The sequence below is a fragment of the Mesorhizobium sp. Root157 genome (genome assembly GCF_001427385.1).
Lineage (GTDB): Bacteria > Pseudomonadota > Alphaproteobacteria > Rhizobiales > Rhizobiaceae > Mesorhizobium.
In genome coordinates, this window is record NZ_LMGJ01000034.1 from 105624 (window position 1) to 118613 (window position 12990).

The following is a 12990-nucleotide window of genomic DNA, read 5'->3' on the forward strand; positions in this document are numbered from 1 at the left end:
GATAGAACCCATGAAGTTCATGAAAAAATCACCTGTGTTTTCATGAGACGAAAATCCCATGAAGGAATCAAGAGGAATTGCATGGGCCAGATTGCTGTCTGCCGGTGCGGATTTGGCGGGGGAGGCGGTCTATCTTACTTCGTAGCCGACTTCCTCGCAGCCACGGCGAAGTGTGTGCCAGAAACTGCGGGCGAAGGAACGAAATACGTAGACATCGTACTGATCCGCTGCCGAGCGCTGGATCTGGGCGAAGATGTCGTGATGCATCGTGGAACGCCCCGCGCCGACCGGAAAGGCAACGAGCGAAAAGTCGATGGCGAAGAACTTGGCCAACACCCATTCCGCTTTGGGGCCGCTGATGCGGATTGCGGTACGGCCATGCGAAAGATCGGTCACCGTTCCGCCTTCCGGCGCTACAGCCTTGGCAAGGGCCTCGGCCACGCCTTCGGCCTCATCGACCACCATGAATTTGGCGGGCGCGAAGCCGAAGGCAGCTTTCGTGCTGCTGGCAACACCGCCGCCTGCGCCATCCGGCAAGGCGAGGCCGGTGGCTTTCTTGATAGCGGCAATGATCGCCTTTTCCTGACCTGGCCACGCGGCCAGTTGAACAATTGAGCCGGGTGCCGTCTCCGACAGAATGATGCCGACGCCGTTCTCGAATTGGCCGTACGAACCCTGACGCAGCACTGGTTCCAACGGTGACAGGCGCTCAGCCATGCATGCGGCTCCCTTCAGCGTCATAGAAATGATGGCTGACAATCTCGACCGGACCGAAGCGCTTGCGCAGCGGATCGGACACGAAGGCGCGACTGCCATGGCGCGCCTTGCCACCTTTGACCAAGGCAAGCGCGATATACTTGCCGAGCGCCGGCGAATAGCAGGCCGCGGTGACGTGGCCGATGGAACCGTGCGGATTTTGCTCGTCCAGTTCCTCCACGACATGAGCCCCGCCGCTCAAGGCGCGGCTATCGAGGGAAACCAGGCCGACGAGCTGAAGGCGATCGGGCGTCGCAAGCCCGTTGCGATCCATCATGGCTGAACCGATGAACGGCTTCTTTTTCGACAGCATCCAGTCGAGATGCAGGTCGCGCGCCGTCGTCCGCCCATCGAGCTCCGCGCCTGTCACATGGCCCTTCTCGATGCGCATGGTGCCGAGCGCTTCCAGCCCGTAGGGAACCAGCCCGAACGGTTTGCCCGCATCCATGAGCGCTTGCCAGACGCGAGTGCCGTAATCCGCGCCGCAATAGACTTCGAACGCCATTTCGCCGGAGAAGGACAAGCGGCAGATCATCACCGGAACGCCGGCGATCCTGCCGTGGACGATGCCCATGAAAGGCAGGGCAGTGTTATCGACCGGCGTTTCCTTGACGCAGTTTGCCAGAATGGCACGTGCTTGGGGTCCGCCGATCGCAGCGCCCGCCCACTGGTCGGTGACCGAGGTGAGGGTGACCTTGAGTTCCGGCCAGATCAGGTCGAGGAAATATTCCAGATGCTGCATCACCTTACCGGCATTGGCCGTGGTGGTTGTCATCAGGAAATCATTCTGTCCCAGACGCCAGGTGGTACCGTCGTCAAGCGCGATACCATCCTCGCGCAGCATCAGCCCATAGCGCGCCTTGCCGATGGCCAGTGTGGAGAACATGTTGGTGTATACGCGGTCGAGCAATTCGGCGGCATCCGGTCCCTGCACGGCGATCTTGCCCAGCGTCGAGACATCGACGATGCCGGCGGTTTCACGGGTGGTCTTGGCTTCGCGCACATAGGATTGTTCGATCGTTTCGCCGGGATCGCCGTAGACCATCGGACGGTGCCAGAGACCTGCCGCATACATGGTCGCGCCATGTTCGAGATGCCAGTCATGCATCGGCGTCAGCCGTTCAGCCCGGATGTCGCCATAGCGCTCGGCTGCAAGCGAGCCGACGGAGACAGGTGCAAAGGGCGGGCGGAAACGCGTGGTGCCGACTTCGGGTATAGGCTTGCCGAGCGCCTCTGCCATGATGGCAAGGCCGGGTATGTTCGAGGTCTTGCCCTGGTCGGTCGCCATGCCAAGCGTGGTGTAGCGCTTCAGGTGCTCGACCGAGACAAAGCCTTCGCGATGGGCCAGACGCACGTCTTCGGCCGTGACGTCGTGCTGGAAGTCGACAAAGCTTTTGCCGTTGGCTCTGATCTCGAAAACAGATGCGGGTGCTGGATCGCCGGCAACGGCGTCCGCCACAGGCAGGTCGTCGTTCGCCGCCGCCTTGCTTCCCGTCGCTGCAAGTCCCGCTGCGTGGCCCTCGGCGATGGCCTCTGCCGTGGAAAAGCTGCCGTTGAAGGCACCGGCACCGATCCAGTTCCCTGCAGCTTGGGGTGCCAGGAAGGCTTGCAACTCGGCATCCCATTGGGCCTTCCCGCCCGCCTGGCTGGCCAGATGGATGGCCGGCGACCAGCCACCCGACATCAACAGGCAGTCGGCCTCGACGGTGCGCGATTCGCCGCTCAGGGCGCCGTTTGTACTGTCAAACCGCTGCACCTTGACGCCGGCAAGCGCCCTGCTGCCTTCAGTTCCCACGACGGCGTGGCCCGCATGGACCTCCGCCCCCGCATCGCTGGCCAGATTGCGCATGGCGTCGGAAACATTTGCCCGCACATCGAAGATCGCGGCGACGCTGGCGCCTGCCTTCTGCAGAGCCGTGGCGGCGTGATAGGCGGTATCGTTGTTGGTGAACAGCGCCACCTTGCCGCCGGCCAGCACGCCGAATTCGTTGGCATAGCGTCTTGCTGCACCAGCCAGCATGACGCCGGGGCGGTCGTTGCCGGGAAACACCATTGGGCGTTCCAGCGCGCCGGTTGCCAGCACCACTTTCTTTGCCCGGATGACCCAATGACGATGGCGCGGCTCTCCTTTGCCTAGCCGTTCCTTGTGGTCGGTTACGCGTTCGAGCGCGGCAAGGGTGTTGCCGTCATAGAACCCCCACACCGTCGTTCTGGGCAGGACGCGGATGTTGTTGTGTGCCTTCAACCCCTCGGCGAGACCCGCCGCCCACTCCGCGGCCGGCATGCCGTCAATGATTTCCCCCGACCAGTTGGCGGAGCCGCCAAGCCGTGCATCGAGTTCTGCGAGGATCACGCGCGCGCCGTTGTCGGCGGCTGAAGCGGCTGCCATCAGTCCGGCTGGCCCGGAGCCGACGATCAGCACATCGCAAAAAGCATTCATGCGCTCGTAGCGCGAGGGATCGGCGGCACGTCCGGCACGGCCAAGTCCGGCGGCGCGGCGGATGAAGCGTTCGCACAGCATCCAGAAGCGCGTGCCCTTCAATGGGCCGATGGCGGGACCCATGAAGGTCTTGTAGTAGAAGCCAGCCGAGATCAGCTTGCCGGCAAGCTGGTTGATCGCGCTGATATCCCAGGCAAGCGAAGGGAAACGGTTCTGGCTTTCGGCGACGAGGCCGTCGTAAATCTCGACCGTGGTTGCCGGAATGTTCGGCTCGCGCACGTCGCCTCGCAATACGGTCACCAACGCATTTGGTTCATCAATGCCTGCAGTCAGCACGCCACGCGGCCGGTGGTACTTGAAGGAGCGGCCGAACAGGGTGACGCCGCTGGCGAGCAGGGCAGAGGCCAATGTGTCGCCGGCATGGCCGGTGCAAGGTGCGCCATCGAAGGTGAAATGGATGGTGCGCAGCCGGTCGATGCGGCCACCTGAAGTTGCACGACGCGGGCTCATGTCTTGGTTCCCCGCTTGGCCGGCGATCGGTGCGCGACATGTCCACGTGCGAATGCCACGCTGGAGATCTCGTGAGTCAGCGTGTTGCGCACGACCCTGAGATGCGACCGGCATCCGCCAGAGTGCTGCCACACCTCATTATGGTCACCGGCGGGATTCAGCCGTTCGTAGACATATTCATTCCATGCATCAAGGTTCTGCGACGCGGGCGCGGGACGTTGACGGTTGCCATCACCCTGGTAGGTGAATTCGGACACGTCGCGCGGCCCGCAATAGGGACAGGTGATCAGCATGGCCTTGTGTCTTTTTGTTCGGCCATGATCTTATCCGAAAACCGGGTTCCACTTTTCGGGATCATGGCCTAGTGCAGCCGGGGCGTAGCGCCCTGGCCCTTCTCGTCAATGAGGGCGCCGCGGTGGAAGCGGTCGAGCGTGAAGGCGGCGTTGAGTTCGTGCGGTTCGTCCTTGGCGATGGTGTGGGCAAAGCACCAGCCGGATGCGGGGGTCGCCTTGAAGCCGCCGTAACACCAGCCGCAGTTGAGATACATGCCGGGTAAAGGTCCGGTGGTGATGATCGGAGAGCCGTCCATGGTCATGTCGCAGACACCACCCCAGGACCGCAGAACGCGCGCCGGGGCGAGGCTCGGGAACAGCGCCAGCATTTCGGCCATCACTTCTTCCACGACTGGCAGATTGCCGCGCTGGGCATAGCTGTTGTAGCCGTCGAGGTCGCCGCCATAGATCAGGCCTCCCTTGTCGGACTGCGACATATAGAAGTGCCCCATGCCGAACGTCACGACCGTATTGATGAACGGCTTCAGCGATTCGGTGACGAAGGCCTGCAGCACGTGGCTTTCGATAGGCAACCGCTCGATGCCGGCCATCTGCATGACGCGCCCTGTGCTGCCGGCGACAGTCACTGCCACTTTCTTGGCACGGATGTCGCCACGTGTTGTGGTGACGCCCACGATGCGTTTGCCCTCGTGCAGGAAGCCCGTTACCTCGCAGTTTTCGACGATATCGACGCCGCGGCGGTCGGCGGCGCGGGCATAGCCCCAGGCAACGGCATCGTGGCGGGCGGTGCCGGCGCGCGGCTGCATCAGCCCGCCATACACCGGAAAGCGCGCGTCGCGCGACACGTCCATAGCCGGTATGAGACGCGAGATTTCGGCCGGTGTCATCAGTTCGGCATCAACGCCCTGATGGCGCATGGCGTTGCCGCGACGGGCATAGTCGTCGAGTTGGGCCGGCGTGTGGGCCAGGTTGAGGCAGCCACGCTGCGAAAACATCACGTTGTAGTTGAGGTCGTGGGACAGGCCTTCCCACAGCTTCATGGAATGCTCGTAGAAGCGGGTGTTGGCCGGCAGGAGGTAGTTCGAACGCACGGCGGTGGTGTTGCGGCCGACATTGCCCGAACCGAGCCAACCCTTTTCCAGCACGGCGACATTGGTGATGCCATGTTCCTTGGCAAGATAATAGGCGGTCGAAAGACCGTGGCCGCCGCCGCCGATGACGATGACATCATAGGAGGCCTTCGGCTCGGGCTTGCGCCAGGCCGGCTTCCAGTCCTTGTTGCCGTTGAGCGCATTCCTGATCAGCGCAAAGGCCGAATATTCCGCCATGGTAGATATTCCGCCGTTTCTATTCGTTCGGGCCGCGGGCAGACTATAGAGCAGGGTAGCCTTGAAAGGCCAATATTACGCCGCTGCTTTTCAACAAATCGACTCCGCTGCGATGGGGCAAGGCGGCTTGCTCCTTCAGGCCGCCGCCTCTATCAATGGCGGCGCGTGAGCCTGCTTTTCGCCCGCTGAACAAGTCATTTAACCGGATATGGCCTTGCGGATATTTCGTTTCATCCTGCTGCTGACACTGGTCTTTGCGTGGCAATCGGGCGGTCCTGCGGCAGCGCAGGACCAACCGCCTGCGCCGACCCCGCTCATCGTCGAGCAGCAGGGCGCACTCAATGCTCTTACCAGCGAAGTCGACAGCCTTGAAAAGAGGCTCGATCAGGTTGGCGAAGACGATGACAAATTGCTCGAGGCCCGTCTGGAACTCGAGAAAGTGTCGCACCAGGCGCTGAACGGCGCGCTCGTGTTCCGGCCAAGGCTTGCTGAAATAAATTCGAGGCTGGAGCAGCTTGGCACGGCCCCTGCGGAAGGCGAGGCGACGGAAGCAGATATCGTAAGGAACGAGCGAAAGGCCCTTGCAGCCGAGAAGACCCAGATCAACGTCGTTCTGGCCAAGGCGCAGGATCTTTCGGTTCGCAGCGCAAAACTGATCGACCAGATAGCTTCCATGCGAAGCAAACTGTTTCGCAGTCTGTTGACGAAACGCTATCAGCTTACCGATGCGCTGAGCGGGACGGTGGTGTCGGACTTCGGTCAGGAAATCCGCAAGTTCTTTACCGCAATTTCCTCATGGACCAGTTTCGCATTCAAATTCAAACTCCAGGCCGTTGTCCTGGCAACGTTGATGGCGCTTGCGGCCGCAGCGGTGCTCATGATTGGCGGCAGGCGTCTGTTCGGACGCTTACTGCAGGCTGACCCCGCCGCCGAAGATCCATCGTATCTCAGCCGGCTGTCGGTTGCTTTCTGGTCGACGCTTTTGCCGACAGCGGCGCTCGGCGTGTTTTTCCTTTCAACCTATTTCTTCTTCGACACCTACAATGTGTTGCGCGGCGATATCGGCATTTTCCTTTCTACCATGATGCTGATTGTGACGATCATGTTCCTCGTCAACCGGCTTGCGAATGCCGCTCTTGCGCCAAACCTGCCGAACTGGCGCCTCATTCCAGTCGAATCGAGCGCGGCACGGTGGCTGGTGCGGCTGGCCACCGCCATGGCGATCGTGGTGGGCCTCAATACGTTCCTCTCCGTGATCAACGAACAGATGAGGTCGCCTCTTTCGCTGACCGTCGCGCGCAGCTTCGTTGCGACCATCGTGGTTGGCGCGATCGTCATCATGATGGGGCTGGTGAAGCCTTTCAAAACGCTTGAAGGGGATTGGCGCCCCTGGCCGGCGTGGCTGCGCTACAGCGCCTTTCTGACGGGCGGCTTCACCATCCTGGCGGCGCTTTTGGGCTACATCGGCCTTGCCATATTCGTTTCACTGCAGGTGGTGGTCACAGGCACCATCCTGGTGACCGCCTATATCGGTTTCTTGTCGGCGAAAGCGATCGGGGCAGAGGGAGGATTTGAAAGTTCGTCCGCCGGCCGCTGGCTGGCCGACAATGGCAAACTCGAAGGTGGCACTCTCGACCAACTCGGCGTTGCCGTCAGTATCGGCCTCAACTTGCTGATCGTCGTGGTGTTCCTGCCGCTGATCCTGCTTATGTGGGGGTTCCAGCCGGGCGATGTCCAAGCTTGGGGTTACAAGCTGGCCACGGGCCTGACCATAGGATCGGTGACCATATCCTTCACCGGCATCCTGTCCGGCCTTGTCGTTTTCGTCATCGGCTATTTCCTGACCCGCTGGTTCCAGGGCTGGCTCGATGGCTCGGTCATGGCGCGTGGCAAGGTGGATGCCGGGGTGCGCAACTCCATACGACTCGCTGTCGGCTACGCCGGTGTGGCGGTTGCGGCACTGGTCGGGATATCGGCGGCGGGCATCGATCTGTCGAATCTGGCCCTTGTTGCCGGCGCGCTTTCCCTCGGCATCGGTTTTGGCCTTCAAAATGTCGTCTCGAACTTCGTCTCCGGCCTCATCCTGCTTGCAGAACGGCCGTTCAAGGTCGGCGACTGGATCGTGGCCGGCGAAGTCAGCGGCACGGTCAGAAAGATCAGCGTGCGCGCCACCGAGATCGAAACGTTCCAGCGTCAGTCGGTCACTCTGCCCAACTCCAATTTGATAAACAATGCGGTAGGCAACTGGACGCACCGCAACAAGCTCGGCCGTGTCGAGGTCAAGGTCGGGGTAGCCTATGGCAGCGATGTGAAGCGGGTGCATGAAATCCTGCAGGAGATAGCGCGCAGCCATCCCCTGGTGCTGAAGAACCCGGAACCGTTCGTGCAGTTCACCAATTTCGGCACCGCCGCGCTGGAATTCGAGGTTCGCATCTATCTGGCGGACATCCTGAACGGCGGCGGTGTCCAGAACGACATTCGCTTTGCCATCCTCGATGCCTTCAGCCGCGAAGGTATCGAGATACCGTCGACGCCGCGCGCCGTGGTGGAGATGCCGAAGCTCGAGCCGTGGCCGGGCGACGACGACAAGACGGAGGCCGAGTTCGCCGAGCGTGAACGCCTCAGGACCGAGGCGGAACAGAAGGCGGTGAAAAGCCGTCGCAAGCCGCGAAAACCTGACCCGAGCTAGACCCTGGACGGCTCCGAAACCAATTGCGGCATGAATGGGGCATTCAGTTGCGGTTCAGCTTCATTCTCCTATAAGCTCGTCTGCAACGGCGAAAAACGCCTTGCAAGTGGCAACAGAGGCGGTGGCAACACCGGAAATGCAATGTGGAAGTCACTGATCGCCGGCACGGTGCTTTTGGCCGCGGGCGGCGCGGCTTTTGCCGCGAGCGCCGTCAACAAGGACGCGGAAACGCGTACCCTTATCGTTACGGAAGGCGGTAGCAAGACCGAACTGGCGCTGGCGGCGGGCGAGACTGTGGAATTCTGCCCGAGCGGCTGCTTCGTCACCTTGCCCAACGGTGACCTGGAGGCCCTGACGGGTTCGGAAACCGTCGAGATTTCCGGCGGTGTGGCCAAGGTCAAATAGCATCGCGCGCTTGTGTCGCGAGCAGGCGAAGGCCGGGCAATATGCCCGGCCTTTTATCGTTTGAAGCAAGGCGAACTTAACGATACCGGCCGAAATTCGGGCCGCCCTCCCGTCAGTCTCGGGACTTTTTAACGTTCGCTTGGGCGCACGCCGCTATACCGGCAGCGGGCAGGCAACAAACTGGGGCGCCAAACATGGACGTGCGGTCGGAAAGGAACGCGATGCCGCTTGCGGTCGATCTCGACGGCACGCTGATCGCGACCGACCTCTTGTGGGAGGGTCTGTTTGCACTGCTCAGGAAGAACCCGCTCTACCTGCTTCTCATTCCGATCTGGCTTGTCGGTGGCCCCGCACGCCTGAAGCAGAAAATTGCGGAAAGGGTCGAGATCGACGCTGCGTCGCTGCCCTATCGGGAGCATTTGCTGGCCCGGTTGCAGGCCGATCACGCCGATGGCCGCAAGATCGTGCTTGCGACAGGCACGCCGCGCAGGTTCGCCGAGGCTGTCGCGGCCCACCTCGGCATTTTCGATCATGTCCTTGCAACCGACGGGACGCACAACCTGACCTCGTCGCGCAAGCGTGAGGCGCTTGTCGCCGCTTATGGCGACGGCGGTTTCGACTATGCGGGCAACAGCCGTCACGACCTCGATGTCTTCGACGCTGCCCGCACCGTAATCGTTGTCGCGCCTGATCGTCGTGCCGCTCGCTGGCAGGCCCGGCATGACTGCGAGGTCATGGCCGGAGCGAAACCGACCTCAAAGACCATCTTCAGGATGTTGCGCTGCCATCAGTGGCTGAAGAACAGCCTGATCGCCGTACCGATGGTGCTGTCGCATGAGTATCTCAACATGCAGATGGTCGTGCAATGCGCGCTGGCGATCGTTTCGTTCAGTGCAGTGGCTTCCGCGATTTATATTCTCAACGATTTCTTCGACCTACCGCTGGACCGCCAGCATCCAACCAAGCGCCTCCGGCCGTTCGCGAGCGGCGCATTGTCGATCCCCTCCGGTATCTGGTCGATTGGCGTTCTGCTTGCTGTAGGGCTTGGCGCGGCGCTCATGCTGCCGGCCGAATTCATGCTCGTGCTCACCGGCTATCTCGTGATCACGACCGCCTATTCGCTGGCCCTGAAGCGCATGCTCTTGATCGATGTGCTGACGCTTGCGGGTCTCTACACAATCCGCGTGGTGGCGGGTGCGGCCGCGACCGGCACCGACGTTTCGTTCTGGCTGTTGGCATTCTCGATCTTCTTCTTCCTGTCGCTGGCCTTGGTGAAGCGCTTCGTCGAACTGCGTTCCACCAGCCTTACCGCCGGAGAGCGCATCGCCGGACGCGGCTATCGCTATGAGGATCAGGAGATCGTGGCACAGGCCGGCATGGCTTCGGCGTTCTCGTCTGCGCTGGTTCTGGCGCTTTACCTGGACAGCACGGCGGTGCGCGAACTCTATGCGCATCCCTGGATGATGTGGCCGCTGCCGCCGATCGTGCTCTATATGACCATGCGCGTCTGGATCCTGGCCCGCAGGGACGAGATGCACGACGACCCCGTCGTCTTCGTCATTCGCGATTGGCGCAGCCAGATCGTGATCGTTGCCGGCGCGCTGCTTCTGGCTGCCGGAAGCTTGTGGCCATGAAAGCTGGCCCCTATTCCAGTTTCGGCCAGGCCACACCGCCGGCGCCGCATTTCATGGCGGCGGGCGAAGCCATCGAACTGCTCAAATCCGGCCAGGCGTCGGCCGGCTCTTTGCTTGGCTACGGCAATGGTCGTTCCTACGGCGATTCCTGCCAGAACCTGACCGGGGCCGTTGTCGACATGCGTTCTCTCAAGAGCCTGCGTGCTTTCGATCCCAAAACTGGCCTGCTGGAAGCCGAGGCCGGCATGCTGCTGTCGGATATCATCGGCTTTGCCGCACCTTTCGGCTATTTCCCCGCTGTCGTGCCGGGTACGCAGTTCGTGACCCTGGGCGGCGCGATCGCCAACGACGTTCATGGCAAGAACCACCATCGGCGCGGCACCTTTGGGTGCCATGTCGAAGCCTTGACTCTGCTGCGCTCGGATGGCCGGACCTATCGCTGCTCCCAAATGGAGAACACGCGCCTTTTCTGGGCAACCATCGGCGGCATGGGACTGACGGGACTGATCCTTTCCGCGTCGATCCGCTTGATGCGGGTGCCATCGCTCGACATCATGGAACAGGTCATCCCGTTCAGGAACATCGACGAGTTCTTCGCCCTTGCCGAGGCTGCTGACCGGGACAATGAATATGCGGTCGCCTGGATAGACCAGTTGGCGAGCGGCAGCAGGGCGGGTCGCGGGCTGCTGTTTACCGGAAATCACGCCGACGACGGATCGAGGGCGGTCAACCACTCGCCCGCTCGCCTGTCGGTGCCCTTCCAACCGCCTTTCGCGATGCTAAACCGTCCATTCTTGCGTGCCTTCAACGGCGCTTATCGCTGGCGCAAGGGAAGGTCGGCGCAGCCGCATCAAAGCGGCTATCAAGGCTTCTTCTTTCCACTTGACGGCGTTCGCGACTGGAACCGGCTCTACGGGCCGAAAGGCCTGTTCCAGCATCAAAGCGTGGTGCCTGACGCGATGGCGCGCGAGGCTGTGCCCGCATTGCTGGAGGCGACCAGACGGGCGGGGCAGGGGTCGTTCCTCACCGTGTTGAAGCGGTTCGGTTCCGTGCGCTCGCCAGCGTTGCTGTCGTTTCCGCGCCCAGGCTATACGCTGACGCTCGATTTCCCCAATCGCGGTGAGCCGACGATCAAGCTGCTGGCTGAACTCGACCACATCACGGTCCAGGCGGGCGGCGCGGTCAACCCCTACAAGGACGCGCGCATGAGCGCGGAGACTTTCGCGGCCTCCTTTCCTGATTGGCGGCGGCTCGAAGCGGCACGGGACCAGGCGTTCCAATCGTCGTTCTGGGTGCGAACGGCTGGTCGCATGGGTGGGACGGGCCAGGGCCTCGCCGAAGCCGCCGAATAGGGAAGAATTGAAGCGGTTTTGGTAAACAGAAATACAATTTTTGATTACCTAAAAATATCCGCTCCATTTCACGGAATGTTCTTTTGTTCGTAGTACTGCCGTAAGTGACGTGGGAATGACATGAAATACTTGGCTTTCATTTTGTTTACAGTGATGACCAATGCCGCAGCTCAACTCATGCTGAAGCAAGGCATGATGTCGCTTGGCCCCATCTCGTTTGAAGGCGTCAATCCACTGGTGAGACTGCTGCAGATCGTGTTCAGCCCGTGGGTGTTTCTCGGCCTTTGCACGTTCGTCATTTCGATGGCGTCGCATCTTTACGTGCTGTCCAAGGTCGAGCTGTCCTTCGCCTATCCGTTCCTCAGCCTCGCCTATGTGGCGGTGGCTGTGTTTGCCTATTTCGTCTTCCGCGAAGACCTCAATGGCTGGCGCATCGCCGGCATCGCCTTCATCTGCGTCGGCACCGTCCTGATTGCGCAGAGCGGTCGGGAGGGGGCAGGTCACGACGAGGCGGCGGCTTCCCATTCCACTGACAAGATCACTACCAGCGAGATCGTATGATGAGACACGTTATTTTCGGCGGCGACGGATTTGTCGGGTGCCACCTTGCTCCTAAGCTGCTGGCAGATGGCGCAGAGGTGGTCGTGGCGGACATCGTCAAGAGCGATCTTTCGCACTATCGCTCCGTTCGGTTCGTGAAGTGCGATGTCACGGATTCAACCTCGGTGGAGGCGGTTGGGCTGAAGCCTGACGACATGGTCTACAACCTGTCGGCCAAGATGCTGTCTCCGATCCAGACCAGGGCGAAGCGGCACGACTTCTTCTTTCCGGTCAACTATTACGGCACGATTCACATCATTGAGGCGATGGATGCGGCCGGCGCCTCCAAGCTGGTGCATTTCACGACCGACATGATCTACGGCCACACCGTCGTCACGCCGATGAAGGAGGACCATCCGGTCGCGCCGCTCGGTGAGTACGGTCTTTCCAAGCAGATGACCGAGGAACTGGCGGCGGAATGGCGCAAGCGCGGCATGCAGGTTTCGCTGTTTCGCCCTCGCCTCATCATCGGCCCCGGCCGCCTCGGCATCCTCGAAAAGCTGTTCAAGCTGATCGATATGAACCTTCCGGTGCCGATGATCGGTTCGGGTAAAAACCCCTACCAGTTCATCTCGGTGTTCGACTGCGCGGAGGCTGCGCGCGCTGCCTGGAAGGCGGGCGTACCGAATGAGGCCTACAATCTGGGCTCCCTCAATCCGCCTCCGGTCAGGAAGCTGCTGGGCGATCTGGTCAAGCATGCCGGCTCGAAGTCGCTGCTCATCCCGACACCGGGCTGGGCGGTCAAGCGCGCCCTCGATCTGTTCGATCTCATGAACCTGCCGATCATGGATCCTGAGCAGTACCTGATTGCCGATGAGGAATGCGTGCTCGACGTGTCAAAGGCCGAGCGGCAACTCGGCTGGGTGCCAAAGTATCGCGACGAGGACATGCTGATCGCGGCCTACAGCGAATACCGCGCCAAGAAGGATGGGCATTCGCTGGCGGCGCGGCACGCCCCGGCCGAGTAGTTTCATTTCGTGCGA

Annotated in this window: 10 protein-coding genes; 6 read left to right on the forward strand and 4 right to left on the reverse strand. The window is 61.4% G+C overall.

The window, feature by feature from the left end; genetic code table 11:
- Positions 1–129: 129 nt before the first annotated feature.
- From soxG to ASD64_RS16135, 4 genes are all read right to left on the reverse strand, one after another.
- The gene (gene soxG, locus ASD64_RS16120; RefSeq protein ID WP_056106855.1) at positions 130–717 is read right to left on the reverse strand and encodes a sarcosine oxidase subunit gamma family protein; all 588 of its coding nucleotides are present in this window, start codon (positions 715–717) and stop codon (positions 130–132) included.
- Positions 710–3706, reverse strand: a complete 2997-nt coding sequence (locus ASD64_RS16125; RefSeq protein WP_056106857.1) for a sarcosine oxidase subunit alpha family protein — start codon at positions 3704–3706, stop codon at positions 710–712. Before ASD64_RS16125 ends, soxG begins: the two co-directional genes overlap by 8 nt.
- The gene (locus ASD64_RS16130; RefSeq protein WP_056106859.1) at positions 3703–3999 is read right to left on the reverse strand and encodes a sarcosine oxidase subunit delta; all 297 of its coding nucleotides are present in this window, start codon (positions 3997–3999) and stop codon (positions 3703–3705) included. Before ASD64_RS16130 ends, ASD64_RS16125 begins: the two co-directional genes overlap by 4 nt.
- Before the next feature lie 68 nt (positions 4000–4067).
- Positions 4068–5327, reverse strand: coding sequence for a sarcosine oxidase subunit beta (locus ASD64_RS16135; RefSeq protein WP_056106861.1), 1260 nt, complete (start codon positions 5325–5327; stop codon positions 4068–4070).
- Between the two features lie 208 nt (positions 5328–5535).
- Between ASD64_RS16135 and ASD64_RS16140 the strand changes: the two genes are divergently transcribed.
- The 6 genes from ASD64_RS16140 (at position 5536) to ASD64_RS16165 (ending at position 12975) form a co-directional block, all read left to right on the forward strand.
- Positions 5536–8016: a mechanosensitive ion channel family protein gene (locus ASD64_RS16140; RefSeq protein ID WP_056106863.1), complete on the forward strand. Its 2481-nt coding sequence runs from the start codon at positions 5536–5538 to the stop codon at positions 8014–8016.
- Between the two features lie 141 nt (positions 8017–8157).
- On the forward strand, positions 8158–8421 hold the full coding sequence (locus ASD64_RS16145; RefSeq protein ID WP_056107157.1) for a hypothetical protein: 264 nt from the start codon (positions 8158–8160) through the stop codon (positions 8419–8421).
- Between the two features lie 194 nt (positions 8422–8615).
- Positions 8616–10055, forward strand: coding sequence for a UbiA family prenyltransferase (locus ASD64_RS16150; protein ID WP_056106864.1), 1440 nt, complete (start codon positions 8616–8618; stop codon positions 10053–10055).
- Positions 10052–11407, forward strand: coding sequence for an FAD-binding oxidoreductase (locus tag ASD64_RS16155; RefSeq protein ID WP_056106866.1), 1356 nt, complete (start codon positions 10052–10054; stop codon positions 11405–11407). The genes ASD64_RS16150 and ASD64_RS16155 overlap by 4 nt, the downstream gene beginning before the upstream one ends.
- 120 nt (positions 11408–11527) lie before the next feature.
- Complete coding sequence (locus ASD64_RS16160) at positions 11528–11968, forward strand: EamA family transporter (protein ID WP_056106869.1); 441 nt, start codon at positions 11528–11530, stop codon at positions 11966–11968.
- Positions 11968–12975, forward strand: a complete 1008-nt coding sequence (locus ASD64_RS16165) for an NAD-dependent epimerase/dehydratase family protein (protein WP_056106871.1) — start codon at positions 11968–11970, stop codon at positions 12973–12975. Before ASD64_RS16160 ends, ASD64_RS16165 begins: the two co-directional genes overlap by 1 nt.
- Positions 12976–12990: the final 15 nt, after the last annotated feature.

What these genes read in the sequence shown, in the direction of transcription:
- soxG (WP_056106855.1), bottom strand. Translation starts at nt 717, where the DNA reads ATGGCTGAGCGCCTGTCACCGTTGGAACCAGTGCTGCGTCAGGGTTCG.
- ASD64_RS16125 (WP_056106857.1), bottom strand. Translation starts at nt 3,706, where the DNA reads ATGAGCCCGCGTCGTGCAACTTCAGGTGGCCGCATCGACCGGCTGCGC.
- ASD64_RS16130 (WP_056106859.1), bottom strand. Translation starts at nt 3,999, where the DNA reads ATGCTGATCACCTGTCCCTATTGCGGGCCGCGCGACGTGTCCGAATTC.
- ASD64_RS16135 (WP_056106861.1), bottom strand. Translation starts at nt 5,327, where the DNA reads ATGGCGGAATATTCGGCCTTTGCGCTGATCAGGAATGCGCTCAACGGC.
- ASD64_RS16140 (WP_056106863.1), top strand. Translation starts at nt 5,536, where the DNA reads ATGGCCTTGCGGATATTTCGTTTCATCCTGCTGCTGACACTGGTCTTT.
- ASD64_RS16145 (WP_056107157.1), top strand. Translation starts at nt 8,158, where the DNA reads ATGTGGAAGTCACTGATCGCCGGCACGGTGCTTTTGGCCGCGGGCGGC.
- ASD64_RS16150 (WP_056106864.1), top strand. Translation starts at nt 8,616, where the DNA reads ATGGACGTGCGGTCGGAAAGGAACGCGATGCCGCTTGCGGTCGATCTC.
- ASD64_RS16155 (WP_056106866.1), top strand. Translation starts at nt 10,052, where the DNA reads ATGAAAGCTGGCCCCTATTCCAGTTTCGGCCAGGCCACACCGCCGGCG.
- ASD64_RS16160 (WP_056106869.1), top strand. Translation starts at nt 11,528, where the DNA reads ATGAAATACTTGGCTTTCATTTTGTTTACAGTGATGACCAATGCCGCA.
- ASD64_RS16165 (WP_056106871.1), top strand. Translation starts at nt 11,968, where the DNA reads ATGAGACACGTTATTTTCGGCGGCGACGGATTTGTCGGGTGCCACCTT.